The organism is Vibrio sp. CCB-PB317 (assembly GCF_022808245.1).
Taxonomy (GTDB): Bacteria; Pseudomonadota; Gammaproteobacteria; order Enterobacterales; family Vibrionaceae; genus Vibrio; species Vibrio diabolicus.
In genome coordinates this window covers 1,061,663-1,086,705 of sequence record NZ_JALGNU010000002.1, presented here as the reverse complement: position 1 = coordinate 1,086,705, position 25,043 = coordinate 1,061,663, and the positions used below count along the sequence as shown (strand labels likewise).

The 25,043-nt window shown below is 44.8% G+C and carries 20 protein-coding genes; 5 read left to right on the top strand and 15 right to left on the bottom strand.

The annotated features are described in order from the left end of the window. The first annotated feature begins 165 nt into the window (after window positions 1–165). A complete protein-coding gene (locus MTR11_RS14010) occupies window positions 166–879 on the top strand; it encodes a hypothetical protein (protein ID WP_243328118.1) in 714 nt (237 codons plus the stop codon). Window positions 880–961: 82 nt separating this feature from the next. Here MTR11_RS14010 and fruA read toward each other — a convergent pair whose 3' ends face one another. Genes fruA through fruB form a run of 3 tightly spaced genes read right to left on the bottom strand, consistent with a single transcriptional unit; the run spans window position 962 to window position 4,834 of the window. Continuing rightward, entirely contained in the window at window positions 962–2,701 is a 1,740-nt protein-coding gene (gene fruA, locus MTR11_RS14005) for a PTS fructose transporter subunit IIBC (RefSeq protein WP_243327873.1), read from the bottom strand. An 18-nt stretch (window positions 2,702–2,719) separates the two neighbouring features. Beyond that, window positions 2,720–3,691 (bottom strand): 1-phosphofructokinase, encoded by a 972-nt coding sequence (pfkB, locus tag MTR11_RS14000; RefSeq protein WP_047008322.1) that lies wholly within the window; start codon window positions 3,689–3,691, stop codon window positions 2,720–2,722. 9 nt (window positions 3,692–3,700) lie between these two features. Then, entirely contained in the window at window positions 3,701–4,834 is a 1,134-nt protein-coding gene (gene fruB, locus MTR11_RS13995) for a fused PTS fructose transporter subunit IIA/HPr protein (RefSeq protein ID WP_005397987.1), read from the bottom strand. A 374-nt stretch (window positions 4,835–5,208) separates the two neighbouring features. Here fruB and cra point away from each other — a divergent pair, with 374 nt between their 5' ends. Beyond that, the gene (gene cra, locus MTR11_RS13990) at window positions 5,209–6,189 is read left to right on the top strand and encodes a catabolite repressor/activator (RefSeq protein ID WP_005397989.1); all 981 of its coding nucleotides are present in this window, start codon (window positions 5,209–5,211) and stop codon (window positions 6,187–6,189) included. A gap of 9 nt (window positions 6,190–6,198) precedes the next feature. Here cra and MTR11_RS13985 read toward each other — a convergent pair whose 3' ends face one another. Continuing rightward, a complete protein-coding gene (locus MTR11_RS13985) occupies window positions 6,199–7,152 on the bottom strand; it encodes an endonuclease/exonuclease/phosphatase family protein (RefSeq protein ID WP_243327872.1) in 954 nt (317 codons plus the stop codon). A gap of 226 nt (window positions 7,153–7,378) precedes the next feature. On the opposite strand from MTR11_RS13985, the gene MTR11_RS13980 reads away from it, so the two are divergent. Then, window positions 7,379–7,912 carry an RNA-binding S4 domain-containing protein gene (locus tag MTR11_RS13980; RefSeq protein ID WP_053808449.1) on the top strand — a complete coding sequence of 178 codons (534 nt, stop codon included), beginning with the start codon at window positions 7,379–7,381 and terminating at the stop codon, window positions 7,910–7,912. Between the two features lie 107 nt (window positions 7,913–8,019). On the opposite strand, the gene MTR11_RS13975 is transcribed toward MTR11_RS13980, so the two are convergent. From MTR11_RS13975 to MTR11_RS13945, 7 genes are all read right to left on the bottom strand, one after another. Further along, entirely contained in the window at window positions 8,020–8,838 is an 819-nt protein-coding gene (locus MTR11_RS13975; RefSeq protein ID WP_005397994.1) for an EAL domain-containing protein, read from the bottom strand. A gap of 92 nt (window positions 8,839–8,930) precedes the next feature. Further along, window positions 8,931–9,851 carry an amino acid ABC transporter permease gene (locus MTR11_RS13970; RefSeq protein ID WP_243327871.1) on the bottom strand — a complete coding sequence of 307 codons (921 nt, stop codon included), beginning with the start codon at window positions 9,849–9,851 and terminating at the stop codon, window positions 8,931–8,933. Window positions 9,852–9,932: 81 nt separating this feature from the next. Then, on the bottom strand, window positions 9,933–10,751 hold the full coding sequence (locus MTR11_RS13965; protein WP_104973657.1) for a transporter substrate-binding domain-containing protein: 819 nt from the start codon (window positions 10,749–10,751) through the stop codon (window positions 9,933–9,935). A 9-nt stretch (window positions 10,752–10,760) separates the two neighbouring features. Next, complete coding sequence (locus MTR11_RS13960) at window positions 10,761–11,558, bottom strand: amino acid ABC transporter permease (protein WP_124007861.1); 798 nt, start codon at window positions 11,556–11,558, stop codon at window positions 10,761–10,763. Further along, window positions 11,558–12,292 carry an amino acid ABC transporter ATP-binding protein gene (locus MTR11_RS13955; protein ID WP_193447281.1) on the bottom strand — a complete coding sequence of 245 codons (735 nt, stop codon included), beginning with the start codon at window positions 12,290–12,292 and terminating at the stop codon, window positions 11,558–11,560. The genes MTR11_RS13960 and MTR11_RS13955 overlap by 1 nt, the downstream gene beginning before the upstream one ends. 170 nt (window positions 12,293–12,462) lie before the next feature. Beyond that, the gene (locus MTR11_RS13950) at window positions 12,463–13,110 is read right to left on the bottom strand and encodes a lysoplasmalogenase (protein ID WP_048625012.1); all 648 of its coding nucleotides are present in this window, start codon (window positions 13,108–13,110) and stop codon (window positions 12,463–12,465) included. Window positions 13,111–13,406: 296 nt separating this feature from the next. Then, window positions 13,407–14,555, bottom strand: coding sequence for an iron-containing alcohol dehydrogenase (locus MTR11_RS13945; protein WP_006742257.1), 1,149 nt, complete (start codon window positions 14,553–14,555; stop codon window positions 13,407–13,409). Window positions 14,556–14,761: 206 nt separating this feature from the next. Between MTR11_RS13945 and MTR11_RS13940 the strand changes: the two genes are divergently transcribed. Both MTR11_RS13940 and MTR11_RS13935 read left to right on the top strand, forming a co-directional pair. Then, entirely contained in the window at window positions 14,762–15,643 is an 882-nt protein-coding gene (locus MTR11_RS13940; RefSeq protein ID WP_164665609.1) for an AraC family transcriptional regulator, read from the top strand. 277 nt (window positions 15,644–15,920) lie between these two features. Next, window positions 15,921–19,085 (top strand): chitinase C-terminal domain-containing protein, encoded by a 3,165-nt coding sequence (locus MTR11_RS13935; protein WP_243327870.1) that lies wholly within the window; start codon window positions 15,921–15,923, stop codon window positions 19,083–19,085. A 97-nt stretch (window positions 19,086–19,182) separates the two neighbouring features. On the opposite strand, the gene glgC is transcribed toward MTR11_RS13935, so the two are convergent. The 4 genes from glgC to MTR11_RS13915 form a co-directional block, all read right to left on the bottom strand. After that, window positions 19,183–20,400, bottom strand: a complete 1,218-nt coding sequence (glgC, locus tag MTR11_RS13930; protein WP_065646271.1) for a glucose-1-phosphate adenylyltransferase — start codon at window positions 20,398–20,400, stop codon at window positions 19,183–19,185. A gap of 410 nt (window positions 20,401–20,810) precedes the next feature. Beyond that, the gene (locus MTR11_RS13925; protein ID WP_243327869.1) at window positions 20,811–22,559 is read right to left on the bottom strand and encodes a formate--tetrahydrofolate ligase; all 1,749 of its coding nucleotides are present in this window, start codon (window positions 22,557–22,559) and stop codon (window positions 20,811–20,813) included. A gap of 236 nt (window positions 22,560–22,795) precedes the next feature. Next, the gene (locus tag MTR11_RS13920) at window positions 22,796–24,100 is read right to left on the bottom strand and encodes an inosine/guanosine kinase (RefSeq protein WP_048625017.1); all 1,305 of its coding nucleotides are present in this window, start codon (window positions 24,098–24,100) and stop codon (window positions 22,796–22,798) included. Between the two features lie 232 nt (window positions 24,101–24,332). After that, window positions 24,333–24,803 (bottom strand): CreA family protein, encoded by a 471-nt coding sequence (locus MTR11_RS13915; protein ID WP_005397614.1) that lies wholly within the window; start codon window positions 24,801–24,803, stop codon window positions 24,333–24,335. Between the last annotated feature and the right edge of the window lie 240 nt (window positions 24,804–25,043).

The following is a 25,043-nucleotide window of genomic DNA, read 5'->3' as shown; positions in this document are numbered from 1 at the left end:
CTGTTTGCCAGCTTCCTGCCTAGCCCTGAAGGTTTTCTTCAGGGCTTTTTTGATCTTACCAATATACAGCAATCCATTCATTTACTTGATTCTAATGATTTTCTTACGAATGCAATGCAAATCATGCGTATACTGATGGAACGATACATCAAAGAGCGAGATAACATGAACAAGCGCGTATTACACGGACTCTTCTTCGTCGGTTCTTTCACCGTGGTCGGCTGTACTACGACAGACAGTATGACTACAGAAGAGGCTAAGCAAGCCGTTCCTAAAATCAACAGCGTTAGCACTGAAGTCATCTCCAACTGGATTGATAACAAGGTTTTAGCGCCTGAAGGGCTTTCACTCGAACAAGACAATCTACGTTATATATCGGGTAGCGCCGACTTAAACAGCGATGGCAATGCAGAACACATTGTATTGCTACAAGACCGTTATTTCTGTGGCAGCGGTGGTTGTGCAGCTTATATGTTTGATAACGAGGGGAACGTTATCAATCGAATGTCTGTCACTCGCACGCCTATTGTACTTGCAGATAGTTACAGCAATGGCTGGCAAGATTTCATCGTTTGGAGTAATGGCTCATATCGACTCATGAGTTACAACGGTGAATCTTACCCGAGTAACCCTTCTTTAGAGCCAAAGGTGGATCGTGACTCAAACCAGCAGGCGGCAATTGCGAATGTAATGGCGACAGAGCTTTATCAGCAAGATGGCTATGACATTATGCCCGCTGATTCGAAAACTTTGTGGACGCCGGCCAATGTATACCACTTCACCTTTAAACATTACGGTGAACCGCATAGTACTTATAAAGCTACCGTGGATATGAACAGTGGGGAAGTAGACATTGTTGCCGTTCCGGCTGCGGAATAAAAAACACCTCCCTTAACCGGAATTAAAGGGAGGTGCTGAATGCCAAATTCGAGGGTGGCATTGTTAAGCGGTGTAATTCTGTTTATGCCGCGACTTCTTGTTTGGCTTCTGCTTTGCTTTTTAAGAAAGCGTAAGTAAAGCCAGTTACTGCTGTACCAGCTGCGATAGCCACTAAGTACATTAACACTGGTGAAATGGCGTTAGGGATTAACAGTACGAACAGACCGCCGTGTGGTGCCATTAATTTTGCACCGAACAGCATAGATAGGGCACCAGTAAGCGCGCCACCTACCATACAAGATGGAATCACACGCATTGGATCTTTGGCGGCAAATGGAATTGCGCCTTCAGAGATGAAACACAGACCCAATACAAAAGATGCTTTACCTGCCTCACGTTCATTTTGTTCAAATTTGTTCTTCGCAATGAAGGTCGCTAAACCCATACCTAGCGCAGGAACCATACCTGCTGCCATGATTGCTGCCATTGGCGCGTAAGTTTGCGAAGCCAATAGACCGACGCCAAATGCGTAAGCGGCTTTGTTTACTGGGCCACCTAGGTCGAAACACATCATCGCACCAAGAATAATACCTAGCAGAACTGCACTGTCAGATCCCATGTTGTTTAGGAAGTCAGTCAGGCCGTTCATGATGCCTGAAACTGGGCCACCTACGATGTATATCATCACAAGGCCAGTGAACAGTGTTGCTACAAATGGAATGATCAGAATTGGTTTAAGCGCTTCCATCGATTGTGGGAGTTTTACTTTGTCCGCAAGGACCTTCGCTGCATAACCGGCAATGAAGCCAGCTGCGATACCACCTAGGAAACCAGCACCCGTTGAGCTTGCTAGCATACCGCCAACAAGACCAGGAGCCAGACCCGGACGGTCAGCAATTGAGAACGCGATGTAACCCGCAAGAACAGGAATCATCAATGCGAATGCAGAGCCACCACCAATGTTCATCAACGCTGCTGCTAGCGTGCCTTCTTCTTTAAATGCTTCAATACCGAACACGAAAGATAGAGCGATGATCAAACCACCAGCGACAACCACAGGCAGCATGTGCGATACCCCTGTCATCAAGTGTTTGTAAGCGCCTTTCTTCTCGTCTGCTGCCGAAGCAGAATTTGCAGAACCTGAATGTTGGTAAATCGTGGCTTGCTCGAATGCTTTGTCCATCTCTTCGGCTGTTTTCTTCAGAGCTGGGCCTGTTTTCGTGCGGTACATCTTTTTGCCGTTGAAGCGGTCAAGTGGAACTTCTATATCTGCAGCAATGATCACTAGATCAGCGTCTGCGATGTCTTGGTCAGTCAGTTGGTTTTTCGCACCAACTGAACCACGAGTTTCCACCTTGATTTGGTGTCCACGGCGTTTGCCTTCTTCTTCTAACGCTTCTGCTGCCATAAAGGTATGCGCAACGCCAGTAGGACAAGCGGTGATTGCGACAATTTTCTTCGCTGCTGATGTTGCTTCAGCAGTGCTAGGGGCTGCAAGTGTGGTTGCTTTTTCAAGTAAAGTGGCGTTTTCAACCGCTTGCTGGAGAAACGTAGTTGCGTCTTTTGCTACTTCGCTGATTTCCGCTTGGTAAACCTTTTTCCCTACGAAACGAGAAGTATCCACGCTAGTATTTGCCGCAATGATAATGACTTCTGCTTGTTCAACGTCAGCTTCCGTCAGCAGTGTAGGTTCAACCACACTTGATTGACATTCGATTTTTGCATTCCAGGTTAATTTTGCGGCTGCTTGTTCTAGTAACCCTGCCGCAAGGATGCTATTTGCAACACCGCTCGGACAGGCAGTAATAATGGCAATATTCATACGATAACCTTCTGTTCCTTAGTTTTGTTCTAAGTTTGTAATAGGGTAAAGCTCGCTAACTTCAGTTTGCAGCTTGATGTTCTCCAGTTCTTCCTGACTGGTTAGCCCTACGCCGACTTGACTAACTGCCAAGGCAGAAAGTGCTGTAGCGAAGCGCAATAAATCGTTTTTCGGCATCAGTTGCATGTGACCCCAACACAAGCCAGCAACTAGCGTATCGCCAGCGCCAACGGTGCTTACCACATTCATTCGAGGGGGTTGTGCACGAAGCCATTTGCCTTGGTTTAGCCACATCACACCGTCAGCGCCCATCGACACAACAATGTTCTCGATGCCTTTGTCACTCAGTGTTTGCGCGGCGGCTTGGCATTGTTCTGGTGTTTCTAGGTGTTCGCCAACAAAATCACCAAGCTCTTCATCGTTAGGCTTAATCAACCATGGGTGAGCCTCAATACCTGATTTCAATGCGGCTTTACTGCTGTCGAACAACACCTTTTTGCCTTGTTGATGCAGTGCTTTTATCCACGCAGCACATTGTTCGGCGGTTACGCCACCAGGTAAGCTACCCGCAAGCACAAAGTAATCGTGAGTCTCTGCGAGACGGAATAGCGTCTCCTCAAAGCGAGCAATTTCGTCAGCCGTTACTTGAACACCAGGGAAGTTAATGTCACTAACGTTGCCACTAGCCTCAACGAGCTTGACGTTGATACGAGTGGCACCTTGTACTTCTACAAACTCATTCTTAACGCCGATGTCATTGAAAAGCTGATGGAATAGCTCAGGGTTATCTTTACCAAGAAAGCCGGTAACCGTGACATCTGCGCCTAAATCGCTCAACACTTTTGCTACGTTGACACCTTTACCTGCAGCATGGAGATTGCTTTGCTGCACTAGGCTCACGGAACCAACGTTTAGCTCATTTACTGAACCTGTTAAATCTAATGCCGGGTTGAGCGTAATAGTGACAACTTTACTTGTTTTGTTCGTCATATCGGCTCCTTAACCTTCACCAAGGCCAGAAGCGATAGCATTCCCGATAGACTCCAAGGCTTGCGGTGCATCAGGACCTTCCGCAGTAAATTGAAGTTGATGGCCGTGCTTAACGCCAAGCGCAATGACTTTCATTAGGCTCTTCGCGTTTACTGTTTTGCCATCACCGTCTAGGTTGGCAACGCGAATGGTGGATTCAAATTTTTTCGCTTCCGCCACTAACATTGCACCCGGACGAGCATGTAAACCATGAGAGTTTTTGATTTTAAATACAGCGGTATTGCCTTCTTCTGAAGATGCGGCTGTGACTTCTTCACCTTTAAACAAAGCAAGAATCTGTTCTACTGATGCATCTAAAAGCTTGCCGTGCTCATTGTTAAACACAATATTAGAAAGCGTTTTTAGGATAGGCTGGTGAGCATTGTTACATGCCGCAAACGCGACAAGTGCACGCACTTTTTGACCTTCATATTCGCAGTCGTTTGCCGTCGAGACAAATGACACGCCTGTACGAGTGACATGTTTGTCACTGCCAATTAACCAAAGGCCATTACCTAAGTGAGTTGGTGTTTTGGTAACGAGATCTGCGACGAACTCGTTATCAGCACAGCCCGTGTTTTTCAAAAGACCACCAGCAACAGCACTCATTTGTAGCATATCGCTCGCAGGGAACATAAGTTGAATTAAAGAGGCGTCAAAGTCTGCTTCAAGCTGAACATCACCGTGGAGCAGGGCAATAATCTCGTCTTCATTTTTTGCATTACGTAGGCGTTCTTCTACGCCGTCAGCGCCTAGCACTTTCGTTAGCTGTTTAAGAATGCCAAGGTGCTCATCAGATTTAGCTGCAATGCCGATAGCGACGAATACCGTGTTACCATCGCCCCAGTCGACACCTTGTGGAAAGTGGTGCACAGCAACACCCGTTGTTTTCACCATTGAGCGAGTGTCAGTCGTGCCGTGCGGGATAGCAATACCGTTCCCCAAAAACGTAGAGTTTTGGTTTTCACGGTTTAGCATGCCTTCCACATAACCTTGTTCAACAAGGCCTTTGTCTGTCAGGCTTTGCGCAATATTCTTGATTGCTGCAAACTTATCTGTCGCTGATTGCGAGAGGGTAATGTCGTTCTTATTTAGCTTAAGCATGGTGCTTCTCCAGCCTTAAGGTATCAATTTAAAAATGTATTCTGTGTGAGAAGTTGAACGCTGCTTCTGCTGAGCGCTTATCACTCCTCAAACCATTCTATTTTTCAAGCTAAATCGATTCAGCTTATTGGTAAATTTTTTAAAAGACTCAGAAAAACTATTTTAAAAACTGACGTTAACAAATGAGTCTTTGGCGCTGTCCTATAGCCTAGCCTACAAATTGGTTTGTTGTGTATTCAGGTGATTTACGTCAATTTTTAAGTTTTGCTGAATCCTTTCAGCTTTTATACTGAATCGGTTCAGCTTATAATTCAACTTATCGAAAGATCGCTGATGTATTAATATGATCGCGCGCACAGAATAAGGTTTAGAATATGACACTGGATGAAATAGCCAAATTAGCAGGCGTTTCTAAGACAACTGCAAGCTATGTGATTAACGGAAAAGCGCAGAAATACCGCATCAGCGAGAAGACTCAGAAGAAAGTGATGGCCGTTGTAGAAGAATACAATTATAAGCCAGATCATGCGGCGTCTTCTTTGCGAGCAGGTAATTCACGCTCATTTGGGCTTATCATCCCAGACTTAGAAAACACCAGTTATGCGCGTCTTGCAAAACTGATTGAACAAAACTCGCGTAAAGCAGGGTACCAAATTTTAATTGGCTGCTCTGATGATGATCCTGATACAGAGCAAAAGGTGGCGGAAGCGTTAGTCAGTCGTCGCATTGATGCGTTGTTTGTGGCAAGTGGTATGCCCACTGCAAACGAGTATTATCTTAAGTTGCAAAATTCTGGTACGCCAGTTATCGCGCTAGACCGCCCAATGGATGATGAGCACTTTTGTTGTGTCATCAGCGAAGATTTTGACGCCGCACTTGAACTCACTCAGTCAGTGCTGTCCGAGGATATAAAGTCCATAGGCTTGATTGGAGCGTTGCAAGACCTTCAAGTATCAAAAGAGCGTGAGCTCGGTTTTCTATCCGCTTCTCAACAAGGTGGCAAAACGGCAACAGTGGGTTATGGGCAGCACTTCTCTCGAGAAGAAGGCAAGAAAGTCTTAGAGAGGTGGCTAGCAGAGAACGAGCTGCCAGATGCCATTGTCACAACGTCATACACACTGTTAGAAGGTGTGTTGGATGTGATGCTCGAAAAGCCAGAACTCATGAGCAAAGTTCGCCTAGCGACGTTTGGTGATAATCGACTGCTGGACTTCTTGCCAGTGAAAATCAACTCTTTACCTCAACAATTTGAGTTGATCGCGGACAGTGCAATGGAGTTAGCACTCAACGCTTCCGCCAAACGTTATAAACCGGGCGTTGAATTGATTCCACGTAAAATTGTAAAACGCCACTAAATAGGTTGCTCAAAGCTTTACTTCAGCCGTCAGCGCCACAAATGCGTGGTCGCTGGCGTTTTTATCTCTGTCATAAATCGGGTTGATCAGATGTTGGTTAGACACCTGATAGTCAACAACCTCGGCAACCGATATATCTGATAAGGTGTCAAACTCTTGAGAGAGCAAGATATAGTCGAGCACATTCCCAGTGGAAAAATGATAATGCGTAGCGGGGCGTTCATCCTTCAGAGCGTCACTTTGTAATGACCATCCATCTTTGAGTTGCAATTCAGTGACGCTGTCACCAGTATTAGATACCAACGCGCTATTAACACTGGTTGGAGTGATAGGTTGATTCATATCACCCATTAACACCGTTGGCATTGGCTCCTTTCTATACCTTTTTTGCATCGCGTCTCTTAACATCGCAGCTTCCCAACCTCTTTGCTGGGTGGATAACCAGCGCCCAATAATCGTGCTAGACGTTTCTGGTTGTTCTGAGTCGGCTGGGCGTTGAGATTTTAAGTGCGTTACGTAAACGGCGATATGGCCGAGTACAGGATGTATCACTTGCGCATAGATAGGTTTGCGACTGAACTCTGGAGCAACATTCACTCCAAAAGGCTCAAGCGTTGCTAAGTCAAATTCTACCGCTTGTACTTTTTCTATTGGAAACCGAGATGCGATTGCCACAACAGGGCTTGAGTAAATGTACTCATCCTCTACATGTGGGGTGTCAACGGTCGCAAAGTAGGGGTAGCCGATGGTTGAAAAGAATGCCTGAGTCTTCTCGATACTGAACACCTCTTGTAAGCCAATCACGTCAGCTTCGAGTTTTTCAATTTGGCGTTGCGTCCAAGCAAGTTTGTCTTGCCATTGCTCTAACGAGTAGATGTTTTCGAAATCATAGTAGGCATCAGGAGGTGCGACAAAATTAAACAAGTTAGCCGTGACAAAGGTAATTCTGCTTGGTTGAGACAAAGTATTCGCTCTTTTCAACAATAACTTGAAGAGTATATACCTTCAGGCTGCGTAATTGCAGCTTCGTTTGAACCAAGCCTCGACATACAAGCTAACGAGCAGCAAGTTAAATGGGTTAAGAGGTGCTCAAATGCCAAGGCGAATCGGTGATTGAGCATCGGCAGAGGTTTCTATTTTTAAGCATTGCGTTTAAACTTCAGGGCATCAAATAGTAAGAGTAAGTAACATGACCCAAGATTACGACCACGAAGAGTATTTAGAAGGCGAAGAGATTGAGATCGAAGCGATTGGCATTGATGTTGATGCGCATCCGATCGAACTGTACAAGCTTTTTAAAATCGCGAACTTGGTCAGCGGTGGCGGCGAAGCAAAGCATATCATCGAAGAAGGTTACGTCGCGGTGAATGGTGAGCTAGAAACACGTAAGCGCCGCAAGATGTATGATGGTGACTTTTTTGAGTTTAACCAGGAATATTATGTTGTGGTTTGCGATGCGCCAGTAACTGAACCTGAAACGGCAGAGCAAAAAGCGGAAAAGAAAGCGAAGAAAGAAGCGCAATCTGCACGTAAAGAGAAATCTCGCCAAAGCAAGTCAGCTAAAGGCTCTGGACCTAAGTCAACAGGCCGAAAAGCAGCGCATAAAGAGCGTAAAGCACAACAAAACGCGCTGTCGCAATCGGCGAAGAAAGGTAAGAAAGCTGAAAAGCCGCAAGCGACTCGTGATCCGAAGAGTGGACGTAATTCTATTGATTTTTTCTAGGGGAAACAAACGCTTAACTAAATAAGTCACATCTGAGTAAAACTAAAAAGCGCTGAGCATATTATATCGGCGCTTTTTTGGTTTCACTGTGCCGTAAGTGGGCAGTGTCAATGCACTGTCGTCTCAATATTTAGGCTATCTGTCCAGTGATGAATGGCGCAAGGCTTACCTAAGTAAAAGCCTTGGTAATAATCTAAATCAAGTTGATACATCGCTTGCAGCTGTACGTCTTCTTCTACCCCTTCTATGATCACTTTTGCTCCCATATGAGCCGCGAGCTCAACGGCGCTATGTATGGAAAAGGTTTCTCCGGCGCAGTAATCAAGTAGATAGGAGCGATCGATTTTTATGATGTCAGGGCAGAGCTGCTGAACACGTGCGATATCAGAATGTTGAGCGCCAAAATCATCGATAGCAAAGATAAAGCCATTCGCTCTCATTAACTGCACGGCTTTGATCAGTAAATCAGTATCACCGCATGACTCTTCGACTACTTCAAACACCACGTCTGATGGGCTCATACCAAGGTCGGAAAGGCGCTTGTAAAGCAGGCCGTTGTCTTTAAAGCCCATGTCTTTGGTTAGGGTGAGTAGGGTTTGAGGCATTACATTGAGAAACAGTTTGATAGGCGTTCCTGCGAAACAGCGTGCAAAATTTCGAATGTGCATTGCTCTGGATAAAAACTCAACACACAATCGAAAGTAGGGATCGAGGCCATTGTTGGCCAGAAATACATCAGGACGAATTAACGAACCATCAATGCCACGAATTCGCAGTAGAGCTTCCATTCCAATAATACGCTGGTGCTTATCAAAAATCGGCTGATAAACACTGTGAAAAGTGAATTGATTGAGAACTACGTAATATTCACCAAGATTATCTTGCTTAATGTATCGCTCGTAGTCCGATTGATTCTTTAACTCCATGAAAAACGCCGAAAATTTAGCATCTTTTCAATGTAACAGGATGCAATTCTGATTTGAAGATTCAAATGTGTCTAATTACATATACAGTTGAGTTAATTTGAAATGGATTCCGATTTTGCTTCAATGTGACGAAAAATAAGTGACAACCCAAAACAAATCAAAAAGTAAGCAATGCCGACAATGAGCCAAATTTCAAAGATATAGCCTGATGAATTTGCCATTTCGGTCCCAACAAACGTCATTTCTTGTATCGAGATCAGTGAAACGATGGAGGTGTCTTTCACTAGAGAGATGGTTTGACCTGCAAGTGCTGGGGTGATGACTTTGAGCACTTGTGGCGCGATAACGAATCGGTACTTCACCCATCGAGACAAGCCCAATGAATCTGCTGCTTCCCACTGTCCTTGGTCGATACTTTGTAAACCTGCACGCACCACTTCTGCAACGTAGGCAGAAGAGAGTAGGCCGACGCATAACACGCCAGAGGCAAGATTTTCCCAAAGGTTATAAGGCCCAAAAAGAAAGCTCTGTAGCGCATTTGGTTCGCCGTTATAGTTTCGTAGAATATCTTCTAAACCGAGTAACGGGATCAACTGGTTAGAAATGAAAAAGTAGAAAATAAAAACAAAAACCAACGGTGGGATGTTTCTTACCAACTGGATAAATGTGTTTGCAGGTGTGTGCAACCAAACGGAGCGAGAGAAGCGTGCTAAGCCTAGCAACGTGCCAAGCACTAACGCGAAGCTGATGCCCCAAATACTGAGCCTTAACGTCGAAATCAAACCTTGGAAGAAGTAGGGCAAACCACCATCGGCTCTGGGCGTAAAAAGTAGTTCAAACGCCTCTTTCCACTGCCACAAATAATGTACACCAACAGTGGAGCGATGGTACAGCCAAACGCCACCAATACCACAGATAATAAGCAGTACCCAATCTAGCGTGTTTAACCGCGATAGAAAGGAACCTGTGTTGGAATTAGTGGGTACTGTGCGAGTGGTGGTTTGTTCGCCCAAAAATTTGACTCCGATAGATGATGAAAAAGTAAAATGGATGATTGGAAAGTATAGGCTCGCGAAGACCACGAGCCATTTAGATTACTGGCCTCGCGCGACTTGATCTTGCCAATCTAATGTCGAGAACCAGTATTCATAACGTTGTTTTAACCATCCATCTTGGGTTCTTGCTTCAATCCATTTATTGAAAAAGGCTTTTTTATCTTCTTCCCCCAAACGAACTGCAAAGGCTTCGTTACCTTTTGATAATCGCTCAGAAAATGGAAGGAATAGTTTGTCGCTGTGTTTCACTGTCTCATGCTCTGGTTTTGGGCTAGAAGCAATGACCGCATGGGCGTTACCATTCAGCACCTCTTGGAACGCTTGAGCGTCATCATCAAATTGCAGAATCTTCGCTTTCGGGAAGGTTTCTCTGGCGACTTGAACGGTGAATGCGCCGCGACGGGCCGCTATTTTTACGCGTCGTGAGTCAAAGTCCGAAAACTCGCTAAAACCAGAAGCCAGTTTTTTATTTGCTGCTACTTGAACACCTGAGTGTGAATAGGGTTCAGTAAACAACACGCTTTTGGAACGCTCGGGCGTGACCGACATGCCACCGATGATCACGTCGAACTTTTTCGCCAGTAGTGCGGGAATAATGCCATCCCACGCGGTCGGTACAAATTCCACTTTCAAACCTGAATCTTCTGCTAAGCGTTTGGCAACATCGATTTCAAAACCGATTAACTCACCTTGCTTGTTGCGCATTGCCCAAGGGACAAATGTTGACATACCAACGCGCAAAGTGCCTCGTTCTTTGATTTGATCTACATTGGGTGTGGCAACATCTTCTTTCGCGATTGTAGGCATAGCGATGGCTAGCCCTAATAATGCAGTAATGGTCGCTTTGAATAACTTCATGTTATCTCCTTATAATTTGCGCCAACTGGCTCCGAGTTTGTGTTCTAGCCATGCAGACAAGCCAGAAAGTGATAGAGTGAGAGCAAGATAAATTGCTGCCACGGTAAACCAAATTTCAAACGGCATCGCCGTCTCAGAGACGATGTTGCGTGCCTGTGTTGTTAAATCAAAAATCGCCATCACGCTTACAATGGAAGAGTTTTTGATCAAAGAAACCACTTCATTGGTCAATGGCGGTAATGTGCGCTGTAAAACCTGAGGCAAAATCACGTCTTTGTAAGTGTAAAACGGTGATAACCCGAGTGTTTGTGCTGCTTCGAATTGCCCTTTAGGAATACTGTTTAAACCTGCGCGGAATATTTCTGCAGTGTAAGCACCTTGGAAAAGGGACAAAGCCAGAACGGCGGTGCTGAATCGGTCCAAACCAATCACGGGGCCAAACACGAAATAGAGCAAATAGATTTGCACCAACAACGGCGTGTTACGTATTACCTCGACATAAGTGGTGCCAATAACATTGCCGACTTTCGAATCGCTAAGCCTTAGTAACGCGGTGACCAACCCCAACACTAAGGTGAAGAATAGACTAATGGCCGAGATGTTAAGCGTGACCAATAGCCCATCGATAAGTTCTGCGGGCCACCATTCGCCATCTTCATAAAAAGCGATGTAATCAGGCACGCGTTCCCATTGCCATTGATACCCCATAGCGTTGGCACCAGAGTCTAACACCCACACAATCGCGATGAAGAGGAGCATCATTTGCAGTAAAGCTTGAAGGACGGGTTTGATTACGCGAACTATCATCAGTAACTTAAAATTTGGTTCAAAAATGCTTGGGTTCGTGGATGCTGTGGTGTTTCAAATAAGGCGATCGGTGAGTTCATTTCCACGATTTGGCCTTCATCCATAAATACCACGCGGTTCGCTACTTTTTTGGCAAATCCCATTTCGTGCGTGACGCAAATCATCGTCATTCCGCTTTGTGCCAGCTCAACCATGACATCCAACACTTCATTGATCATTTCCGGATCAAGTGCCGAAGTTGGTTCGTCAAAGAGGAGTAAGTCCGGTTCCATGCATAAGGAGCGGGCGATCGCGACGCGTTGCTGCTGACCGCCAGAAAGCTGGATAGGGTATTTACTCGCTTGCTCTTCAATGTTGACTCGCTTTAGGTAATGTCGTGCGCGTTTTTCAGCTTTTTGTTTTGACAATTTGAGTGTGCGAATCGGCGCTAAGGTGAGGTTTTCCAGTACAGTCAAATGAGGAAAAAGGTGGAAGTGCTGGAACACCATGCCGATTTTACCGGGCTTGAGAGATTTTGCGTGAGAAGGCTGGTCGAATACATGAAGTTGGCCTTCTTGAATCGATTCAAGATGGTTGATGCAACGAATGAGCGTTGATTTTCCTGAACCAGAAGGGCCACACACCACGACGATCTCGCCAGAATGCACGGAGAAGTTGATATCTTTTAGAGCGTGGTAATCGCCATACCACTTGTTTACGTTGCTAAATTCAACAACAGGAGTGTTCTCTTTCAAAGGGGCACGCTATAAAGGAAAAATATCCTTCTACAATAGCAAGTTGTGCGCATTATTTCATTAAGAACAAGCTTATATTCAGGTTCTAAGATTAAGAACCTGCTCACTTTAGTGTTTGATAAAGTAATGTTTTAAGAATTAGGCACAAAAGCTATTACTAATAAGTCAGTTCAACTGAGATACGGATAACGAACAACGATGGCAACAACGGACATTACCATCAATGTTTGTGCGGAATAGTAGGTCACCATGACGACTTGTCGCGAAAATACGGATCGTCCCCCGAAGCGTTCAAAAGCTAAGACGGTACCAGAAACGATGAAGATAAAGCTTCCGAGCACTGCAAACGAGGACGATTGTGTTTTTCCACTCAAATAATACTCGATAGCAGCCCAACACATGGTCATCAATACCAATATGTAGCTGGCAACCGGGAGCTTTTCTTGACCAAGGTCCGGTCGAAACAACCAATAGAAACACACACCGAGTCCAAATAAAGCAATAGGGAGCCAAGGCGTAAAATGCCAAGCGGACATGATGGTAAAACCGTAGCTATAGGAAAGATGGGCAGAGCAGAAGAGCACTAATCCGGTAATAAACTTATCTCTAGGGAGCATTAATAGTAGATCACCAAGCAACGAGAGCGATAAGCCAATCAAAATCCAATGCGTATATGGCATATGATAGGCAGGAGACTGGATTAAAATCCCAAGCATACAGAGCACTGGTAATGGTTTGGATACGTAGAAGACCCACTTAGGACCTTTACGGATACTGATGATATGTATGAATGCTAATACGACAACAACTAGCCACATAAAATGGATTCTCGAACAGACAAGCTAATGTAGTGGATAACTACAACAAATAAAAGGTCCATTAAATGAGTAAGTTAGACCTTTGAATTCAATTTTATTTTTGTTTGTGTAAAGCTGGACAGTTGTCTCTTTACTGACCTACACGATCAATGAGTTTGTAGGGATTAATCGTTATTTTGAGGAGTTCCCGAATTTGAACGTGATGAAGCTTACAAAATAGCATAAAAAAACGGTATTGTGACCGTTAAGTCACAATACCGTTAAACCCTAGAAAGGGCAGTGAACTGTTTTTGCTGTTAGGCAACAGCGAGTTCTAAAATTTCACGACTACGTTCAAGAGTAATCGCCTGGTTTTCACCGAGAACGGTCATTCCGTGTTTATTGAGTTGTTCGATGATGGCATCGATCGCTTGTTCACGACTTTCACCATAGTTTTCTAGCTTAGTTGCGACATCAAGTTGATGATAAAACGCTTCGATCGCTTCGATGGTACGTTCAGCAAGGTCGTCTCCAGCTTCAAGTCCAAATACGTTGCGACCCATTTGCTCTAGTTTAGGACGTTTAAATTGCATTTGGTTGCGAAGTAGCGATGGTTGGACGATTGCAAGAGAACGTGCATGATCGACGCCCCATAGAGCTGTTAATTCATGGCCGATCATATGTGTCGCCCAGTCTTGTGGAACGCCACTACCAATTAACCCGTTCAATGCTTGGTTAGCAGACCACATTAAGTTTGCGCGCCACATATCGTCGTCTCGCTCGGCAAACTGTTCTCCGAGTGTTTTTAAGGTTTTCAGCAGTGTTTCTGCATAACCATCTTGAACCATTGCGCCGGTAGGAAGCGTCAAGTATTGCTCACATACGTGCACCCACGCGTCAACAATGCCGTTGATCAACTGGCGTTCTGGCAATGTTTTCATTACATCCGGGTCTAACACAGCAAATTTAGGCTGTACTGCTGGAGACATGAACGGAAGTTTGTCTTGAGTTTCTTTTTTAGTGATAACTGCGCCCATGTTTGACTCTGAGCCTGTTGCTGGCAATGTCAAAATTGCAGCTAGAGGCGTCGCTTCAGTGACTTGGTGTTTACCAATCATGATATCCCAGCCATCACCATCATACTTAGATGCTGCTGCTACGTATTTAGAGCCATCAATGACTGAACCACCACCTACAGCAAGAATAAAGTCAACACCATGTTCTTTTACCATTGCGACCGCTTTATCGAGCGTTTCTTTGGTTGGGTTGGGTTCAACACCAGAAAACTCTAGCCATTCATGTCCCTCTAGTGCTTCTGAGACTTGGTCGTACACGCCATTTTTTTTAATTGAGCCACCGCCGTATACCACTAAAACTTTTTGGTCGGATGGGATAGCTTCTTTGATTGCAGCGATTTGTTTTTGACCAAAGAAAATCTTGGTTGGGTTTACATAAGAAAAGTTCATTATTAGCCCTCTTGCTTCCAGTAAAGGAGATTGAATACGTGCATATTAGTCCTGATTAACGTTCGTTAACAGGTCGATTTCTGTAAATAATTTGCCTATTTCTACAAAATTAATGCTCTTGAACTAGAAAGTTAAAGTTGAGAGGAAGTATAGTGCTCACAATAATAATAGAAACCAAACTCGTTGGTCATTGATGGAGCGCTCTAATGCACACTCTCGCAGATATCATGCAGCAATATGTTGAAAAGCAGGGACTGCATGACTTAGAAGGTATGAAGAAAACCGCAATAGATGGCGTATGGTTTTATCGCAGTAGCAAAGGAAATCATCGCCAGCCGTTTGTCTATCAGTCTGGCATTATTGTTTTAGGTCAAGGACATAAGAACATTCATATCGGTGATACACCTGTCCAATATGGGCCCGATGATTACCTTGTCGTAGGAGTTCCCATGCCCCTGGAGTGCGAAGCGTTTGCGACAAACAATGAGCCTTTACTTGGCATCTCGATAGATATTTCGCCAACGCTTCTTCATAAGCTCGTTAAAAAACTTGAGGCAGAGAAATTCAGTAATAAGTGCCTGGACACTACCCGTTGCGGCCTTAAATCGGTACACATGAGCGAAGGTATGCTGGATGCATGCAAGCGACTAATGAGCGCGTTGTGTAATGAGCTGGATGTTGTCATGCTCGGTGATCTACTTCTTGAGGAAATTGTTTATCGCACTTTGGTAAGCAAAGAAGGGTATGTTTTATTTGACTTAGCACACCAAGAAGGCTCTTACGCGAGGGTCGCTAAAGCACTGAATCGTGTTCATCAAGCGTACCATGAACAGTTGAGCGTACAAACATTGGCAGAAGAAGCCAATATGAGTGTGTCTGCTTTCCATCAAGCTTTTCGCAATGTCACGCTTGAATCTCCGTTGCAATACATTAAGAAAGTTCGACTTAATAAAGCGCGCGAGTTAATCCAGTTGGAGGGGCGACGTGTTAATGATGCCGCGAGACTGGTCGGGTACACGAGCCCATCACAGTTTAGTCGCGAGTACAAGCGACATTTTAATGAAACGCCAAGGTCAACAAAGGCTTAGTGATCTTTATTTCAAAATAACGACTTTTTTTGCCTTTTTTATTAATTTGCGAGTGACATATTTATTTGATTTATAAAATTAGTTACTGGTGCCAAATAATAGGTACGTTGTTGCAAGCATTTAGTGGATTGTTGCGAGGCGGTGTGGAAAACTCGTAAATAGATAGTGTGAAATCACCAACTTGTACTTAAGTTATTTTACGTCGAAATAAAAGTATAAGTGCGCTTTGTTTAGCGCATTTAGTATTGTTTTAACAATAACTTAAGGAAGAGCGATTATGCACCTTAAAAACGGCAACGCAGTGAAAAACGTGTTCACACTAAGCACTCTCACCGCTTCTTGTCTTATGGCCTTCAATAGCTATGCAGCGGTTGATTGTGCCCCTCTAGAAACTTGGCAATCATCAAAAGTTTATAACGGTGGTGACCAAGTTCAACATGAAGGTAATGCTTACAAAGCACGTTACTGGACGCAAAACAGTAACCCAGCGCAATCTGGTGAGTGGGGCGAGTGGGAAACACTTGGCGCATGTGATGGCACTGGGCCGGTTGATCCACCTCAGAATGAAGTCCCGACTGTTACTCTGACATCGCCTTCTGCGTCGGCTTCTGTGACTGCGGGGGAAGTTGTTAACCTAGCTGCAGATGCAGCTGATACCGATGGTACTGTTAGTAAAGTAGAATTCTTTGTTGATGGCGTATTAGTTGGTCAGGCAACGTCTGCGCCTTATGCTGCGTCATGGACAGCGACTGAAGGCCAGCACGAATTCTCTACTAAGGCGTATGATGATGCAGGTGCAGTGAGCACAGCAAGTGCTGTGACGTTAACTGTGGCACCAGCACAACCTGATAACGAAGCGCCGACAGTGGATGTTGCGCTTTCTGCGACTTCTATTGACTTGGGTGGCTCCGTCACACTGACTGCGAATGCCGCAGATGCGGATGGCACCGTTGCTAAAGTTGATTTCTATGTGGCGGGCGTCCTTGCTGGCACCGCAACAACTGCACCATACACGCTTGATGTAATGCCTTCACAAGCTGGTTCGCTAAGTGTTTATGCGAGAGCAACCGATGATGCCGGAGCAACTGCAGATTCTGCACTCGCGACGTTAACGGTAAACGGTGGCGCGGTGACATCGAACTGTCGCCCTGATGGCTTGTATCAAACAACGGGTGTAGACGTTCCTTACTGTTCTATTTATGACGAAGAAGGTCGCGAGAAAATGGGCGCCGATCACCCACGTCGTGTGATTGGTTACTTTACTAGCTGGCGCGCAGGTGAGGACCCTCAATCTACTTACCTTGTTAAAGATATTCCTTGGGAGCAACTTACTCACATTAACTACGCGTTTGTGAGCATTGGTTCTGACGGTAAAGTAAACGTTGGTGACGTTAATGACCCTAACAACCCTGCTACGGGTAAAACTTGGCCTGGCGTTGAGGTAGATCCTGCTCTTGGCTTTAAAGGTCACTTTGGTGCGCTAGCGACTTACAAGCAAAAACATGATGTTAAAACGCTAATCTCTATCGGTGGTTGGGCTGAAACGGGCGGTCACTTCGATACGAATGGCGATCGTGTGGCTGACGGTGGTTTCTACACCATGACGACGAATGCAGACGGTTCTATTAACCATGCTGGCATCGAGAAGTTCGCAACTTCAGCCGTTGAAATGATGCGTCAGTACAAGTTCGACGGTCTGGATATCGACTATGAATACCCGACATCAATGGCTGGTGCTGGTAACCCTTACGACAAAGACTTCATGGAACCACGTCGTCAGTATCTATGGGCGTCTTACCAAGAGCTGATGAAAGTATTGCGTGAGAAACTTGACGCGGCATCCGCGCAAGATGGCATTCATTATATGCTGACTATCGCAGCACCATCTTCAGGTTACCTACTGCGTGGTATGGAAACCTTCGATGTAACTAAGTACCTAGACTACGTAAACATCATGTCTTACGACTTGCATGGGGCTTGGAATGATCACGTTGGTCACAACGCAGCATTATTCGATACAGGTAAAGACTCGGAGCTAGCGCAGTGGAACGTATACGGCACTGCTGCATACGGTGGTATCGGTTACTTGAACACAGACTGGGCTTACCACTATTTCCGTGGTTCTATGCCAGCAGGTCGTATCAACATCGGTGTTCCTTACTACACCCGTGGTTGGCAAGGTGTTACTGGTGGTGAAAATGGTCTGTGGGGCCGAGCAGCACTGCCAAACCAAGCTGAGTGTCAACCAGGTACCGGTGAGGGTGAGAAGAACAACTGTGGTCACGGTGCTATTGGTATCGACAACATGTGGCACGATACCGACCCTAAAGGCAACGAAATGGGCGCTGGCTCTAACCCAATGTGGCATGCGAAGAACCTAGAAAATGGTATCTGGGGCTCTTACGCAGCCGCTTACGGTCTTGATCCAGTTAACGATCCTTCGGATAAGTTTGTTGGTACATATACACGTCATTACGATAGCGTTGCTGTAGCGCCTTGGTTGTGGAACGCAGAGAAGAGCGTGTTCCTATCTACGGAAGATAAAGCTTCTATCGAAGTGAAAGCTGATTACGTTATCGATAAAGAAATCGGCGGTATTATGTTCTGGGAACTGGCAGGCGACTACAACTGTTACGTACTGGATGCAAATGGTAATCGTACGGCAGTAGATGCAACTGAACAAGCTTGTGCAGCTGGTAATGGTGAGTACCACATGGGTAACACTATGACCAAAGCTATCTACGACAAGTTTAAGTCTGCAACACCTTACGGCAATAAAGTTGCGACGGGTCCAACACCAACAGAAGCGGTAGACATTACAGTCAGCGTTGGCGGCTTTAAGGTTGGCGACCAAAACTACCCAATTAATCCGAAGATCACGTTTACGAACAACACTGGTCAAGCGATCCCTGGTGGTACTGAATTCCAGTTTGATATCCCAGTATCAGCTCCTGATAACGCGAAAGATCAATCAGGTGGCGGTTTGAAAGTCATTGCTTCTGGACATACTCGTGCAAACAACATCGGTGGCTTAGATGGCGTAATGCACCGCGTATCGTTCTCTCTACCTGCTTGGAAAGATTTACCTGCGGGCGGTACTTACGAGCTTGATATGGTTTACTACCTACCAATCTCTGGTCCGGCTAACTACTCAGTGATTTCTGGTGGTAAAGAGTTTGCGTTCAAGTTTGAACAGCCAGAACTACCAATTGGCGACCTAAATGCAGGCTCGGGTGATGGTGGTACTACTGAACCAGGTACGTGTGATACGACAGGTTTAGTAACATACCCAGCCCTACCACAAACGGATTGGGCTGGTAACCCAAGCCACGCTAACCAAGGTGATAAGATCATCCACAACGGTGTGGTTTACCAAGCGAACTGGTGGACAGCGGCTGAGCCGGGCACAGATGGTAGCTGGTCAACGGTATGTAACATCTAATCGTTTCTGATTAACTGTTATAGCCTAACGTTAATAGGCTCTTAAACAAAAGCGCACGATGATGATCGTGCGCTTTTTTGTTGCGATGGTTTGTCGTTTAGTCGAATTGGTAACTTTCGGGTATGACGACAATACCTTTGTCTGAGATTTTAAATCGCTTCGCATCTTCTAGTTTGTTGATGCCAATTTGAGTATGTGGCGGAATACGAACATGTTTATCAACTATGCAGTTGACCAACTGACTTCCTTCACCGACCTCTACGTCATCAAAAATGATGGAATCGACTACCGTGGCACTGTCTTGAATGCGTACGTTAGAGGAAATAATGGAATGCTGTACTGAGCCTCCAGAGTTGATGACACCGGTAGCAATGATGGAGTTAATAAAAATACCTTCATTGCCCGTGGCTGACGATACAGTACGAGCTGGTGGAAACTGCGGCTCGTAAGTACGAATCGCCCAATTGGACTGATAAAGGTTCATTGGCGGCATAGGTTCTAGTAGATCCATATTCGCTTCATAGAAGGAATCAATGGTACCCACGTCGCGCCAATAGCAATCTTTATCGACGCGCCCTTTACTGCCACAGAATTGATAAGCGTAAACGGATTCCGTATCAATCAGCTTAGGTATGATGTCTTTTCCAAAGTCATGACTTGATGAATCGAGTTTTGAGTCGTCTTCGAGTGCTTCTTTTAAAACATCCATATCAAAGATATAAATCCCCATGGAAACGAGGCTTCTGGTTTTACTTCCTGGAAGGGTAGGTGGGCATTCTGGTTTTTCTATAAATGAAGTAACTAGCCCGTTTTCTGCGGTGCCCATTACCCCGAATGCTGAAGCATCCTCTACGGGAACATCCATACAGGCAACGGTGAGCTTAGCACCTTTCTCTTTATGCTCTTCAAGCATTGCGGCGTAGTCCATTCGATAGATATGATCGCCGGATAACACAACCACATACTTCGCGTCATTGCGCGATAGTAACCACATGTTGTGATAAATCGCATCAGCGGTTCCTTCATACCATGCACCACCTTTGCGCATTTGAGGTGGAACCGCAGTAATGTACTCGCCAAGCTCTGGATTGAATATTGACCAACCATCTCGCAAGTGTTTTTGAAGTGAATGAGATTTGTATTGGGTCAAAACAAGGATTTTACGTAAACCTGAGTGTAAACAGTTGGTTAGTGTGAAATCTATAATTCTATACTTTCCGCCAAAAGGTACTGCTGGCTTGGTTCTATCATCGGTGAGTGGGCTGAGCCTAGACCCCATCCCCCCAGCTAAAATTACGGCGAGTGCGTCTTCCATATTATTCCCTTTCCCTTTTTTGCATGCATCAAAACGGTGCTAACCAGGAGGAAGTGGTGTACAGCGCAGAGGTTTTGAAAGTGCATGTGCTGATGTGTTTACTAATGCAAACTTTAGTACAAGATTCGAGCCATAGAATATCTCTTTAAAAATCAAAGGGGTTAAAAGTTCATCGCAAGGTAATTGCACCACATTAGTGAAGTGCTAAGTAGGCCGTGCATCAAATTGGCGCAAGATTATAGGGAAGGGGAGAAAATAAGTATGGATTTACAATGTAAAGTGAGGATAAAACAGTAAGATAAAGATAATCAAGCACGCCTCTTCATCTGTTCAAAGTGAGTGGATATAGAAGTAAACCACTCACTCTTTAAACGTGCTTCCTTTATAGTCAACTATACGTTGATGTTACACTAAGAGAGACCGACGATATTTCCTTCATCATCAAGGTCTAAATTCATAAATGCAGGTTTATCAGGCAAACCTGGCATCGTCATCACCGTGCCTGATAACGCATACACAAACCCAGCGCCAGCACACAGACGTAACTCGCGGATAGGGACGGTAAAACCTGTCGGCGCGCCTTTGACAGCGGAATCTGTTGTTATCGATAGTGGGGTTTTCGCTATGCAAACCGCTAAGTTGTTAAAACCTAGATTTTCAAAATGGTTGAGCTGTTCAGTAGCAAGGGAACTCATTTCTATATTGGCGGCACCATAGCCAGCTTCACACACAGCCATAAGTTTTTCGTGTAACGATTGTTCTTTATTGTATAAAGGACGAAACTCTGTAGGCTGGGTACAAGCGTCAATAACATGTTGAGCTAACTGAGTTGTGCCTTGCCCGCCTTGCGCAAAAGCGGTGCTGATAGCGACTTTAACTTCCGGATTAAATTGCTGAACCAGCTCTTTAAGTATTTTAAGCTCTTTCTCACAATCTTGCGGGAACTGGTTAATAGCGACAACAGCTGGAATGCCATATTTATGAACGTTATTAATGTGCCATTTTAAGTTTTCAAATCCCGCTTCCAATGCTGCTTGGTCTGGATTAAAAATGGAATCTGGAATGGCCATACCTGGTCGTAAATCATAGTGTCCAGAATTTGCTTTGAGGCCGCGTAATGTCGCTACTATCACTACACAATCTGGCGCCTTGCTGGCGGCGGCAGCTTTAATGTTACACGCTTTCTCAAATCCCATGTCCGAACCAAACCCCGCCTCAGTTACAGTGTAACTTGATAGTTTTAGCGCGATATCGTCGGCAATAATAGATGAATTTCCATGGGCGATGTTTGCAAACGGGCCTGCGTGAATCAACGTAGGAACACCTTCCAGAGTTTGCATCAGTGTCGGTGCTATGGCCTCTTTTAATGTCACTGCCATTGCTCCTGCAACTTGCAGATCCTCAGTGGTTACCGGGTTTCCGTTCAAATCGTACGCTACGACAATTTTCCCAATACGCTGACGTAAATCTTTTAAATCTTTAGCCAGTGCAATGATAGCCATTAACTCAGACGCGGCAGAAATATCGAACCCTTCGTCGCGTTCGTATCCATTGATGACTTTTCCTGGCTCATTTAACCCAATTTTGACTTTACGTAGTGCACGATCATTATGGTCTATTACTCGTTTCCAAGTAATGCTCGCCGTATCGATTTTAAGTGCCTTTAATCCAGTACGTGCTTCAAAGGCATCATAGCCTTCGCGCTGTTCATGATACAAGCGAGCATCAAGCGCGGCTGAAGCTAGATTATGCGCCGCCGTCACCGCATGGATGTCACCAGTAAGGTGCAAGTTCAGTTCTTCCATTGGAGCAACTTGGGAATAACCACCGCCAGCAGCACCGCCTTTAATACCGAATACAGGCCCCATAGAAGGTTGTCTAATACATGCGATAACGGATTGTCTAAGCTTAGCTAAACCTTGCGCCAGTCCGACTGTTGTAACGGTTTTTCCTTCGCCAAGTGGGGTAGGAGTGATCGCAGTAACAAGCACAAGCTTACCGTTATCATTCTCTTTGAGCCGCTCCAAACATTTTGGATGGACTTTGGCTTTGTGCTTCCCGTGAGTGTCATATTCTTCGGGTAATACCCCTACTTTTTCCGCAATAACATCAATAGAAGAAAGTGGTGTGTTTCGGCAAATTTCAATATCTGACTGCATGGATAATCCCTAAAGTGACTCGCAGGTAGTGTTGAAAAACAATCTGAGTTGGAGCAAGTATTATTGTTGGGCAAACGTTTGCTTGGTGATGGTACAGTTTCGATTCGGTATGTAAAGAGTTTACTGCTCTATACTGTGCTACATACTAACAAAATCTACTAATTACTGCGCCAGATCAAAACAAAAAGGCCACCAAATGGTGACCTTGATGTATTTTTAGCTTTAAAGCTGTGATCTTAACGATCCCAGTAAGTTTCTTCTAAGCTATCTTCCCGTTCAGGAAGTGCTCGCGATAGGCGAGGAGAGTGTTGCGTCAACACTTCATAGCTTACTCGGTTTGCATATTTACAGATCTGAGAAAGTGATGAGTAAGTCAAACAGCGTACTTCGTGCTTTTCTGAGTTAGGCACTTCTTTTTGATGGAAAGAGTTTGCAGCCATATCATGCAGTAAAGCAGAAAGTGCCGCATCACCTGCGCCGTTGGTGTTCTTAATCTCTAGTGGACCACCTAGGTAAGGACCAATGTAAGAGTATACCTTCATTGGCTTCTCACAATCTCCTTTACGCATCGCACGACTAAATTCGTATTGGTTAAAGGCTTCAATTGAGCCTTCAAGAATGTCGTGTGTGGTTTCTCGTTTTACTTTTTCGTCAGTGTAACCTGCCATGTATAGGCCATTTGGCCCAGCAGTACATAGAACAAGATCGACCCACTCAAGTGCTTTATTAGCAGCCGCTAGCGGTTCTGTCTCGCCTGTTAATGCGGCGCCTTCTTCTTCATTCATTGCAACAACAGATATGTTCTCGCGAATGTACTCTTGCCACCACTGCGCGTTACCTTCGATAACGTACTTTGTGCCTAAAGTCAGTACAACAGGGACATCGTGCTTCTTGGCAAAGTCGATCGCTTTTTGTACCGCTTTCGGCATTGGATCCTCTTCTTTGCCGCGCATGAGGTAAGAAGAAACAACCAGAGCTGATGCTTTCTCAAAGATCTCTTCAGGAATGCTTTCCGGAAGTAGTTGGTTCATGTGACCTTCATTGATAGCAAATGTGCGTTCGCCATCTTGAGAAATCAGGGTATAACAACGACCAATAGGACCATCTACCGTTTGTAGGTGGTTGAGGTTCATGCGTGAAGACGTGCGGCAAAGGTAACGGTAAGCAAAAGAACCGACTTGAATGTTCTTGGACATCACACCGAGCAAAACGGATTTGCTATCCGCCAATACTGAGTAATTGTGCAGAGTGTTGCCAATCGTGTCACCTGGGTATTGGTGTGTGATTAGGCCTTGCTCAACCAGTTCTTCGTAAAGTGCATCTGCTTTGCTTTCTTCAAGAACGAGTGAATGTCCTTTACTTAGGTTGTATTTTTCTAAAAACGCATCATCTACACGCGCTTCGATATCTACGATGGTTTGACCGACACCAACGATAGTTGGACGATATAGCTTAGGCGCTTGTCGGATTTGGTTTACTAATGGATCTCGAGCGTGAGTTGGGAAGTAGTGTTTAGATTTACGCTGACCAGGAAACTTCATGCTTGTTCTTGAGTGAGAAAAAAAAGAGGCGGGATTGTATCACAAAAAAATGAAAATCGTGGCGTTTTATTACAAAGAAGTTTGCCCGCTGAAAAAACCAGCGAGCTGGAGAAATTGCGACCAAGATAGCCTAAATTACTGATGCTTATAGTACTGCAATTGGTCGCTTTTCAGATTGTTGATCGGTTATTCTCTTTAACAACGAGCTTGGAGCTACCCAAAATTAGCTGCGTTACTTTTTAACTTCAGTTGGCTCAACGTAAGCCTTGGTGCCCCAAAGTGGAACCGTCGATAGGCTGTGCTTAAAGCTACCGTCTGTCTCTTTTGTTGTGTAAGACAGGTAGAGTAAGGTTTGGTTGTCTGCATCATAAATTCGGCGAACCTTCATTGTTTTGAAGAAAATACTTTTTGACTTCTTAAATACAATTTCGCCAGACTTACTTTTATCTATTTTTGCAATCATTTCCGGCGTGATTTCGCCAGTCTGACGACATGATATTGAGCTGTCACTTGGATCCGCTAAGCTAAAATCGGCTTCGATAGAAGCTATATGACACGTTACCCCCGTGACTACCTCGTCTTTTAATTCACCTACTTTGATGTCTTTCAAAGTAAACCAACCGAGTCCTACATCAGCAACATCGTTATCTGAACAACCAACCAGCGTAGTAGCAAGCAATGCACTTAACAGCATCTTTTTCATTATTTTTGTCCTTAACTAGGAAAGATATTGATGAAATCTATCAGAGGTTTGCAACTAAAACAAAATTTAGCCAAGGAAAGGTCTACGTACGCTAGGTTTGTTGTGGGCTTCATGCTAATGTACTGCTCTAAACGAAATGATGAGTTAGAGTGACCATACTTTCTCCCAATATGACTTTATATCGCTTGTCGCTCTGTCTAAGCTTCACTCTATGTGAGAATGAAACACTTTGCACATTTC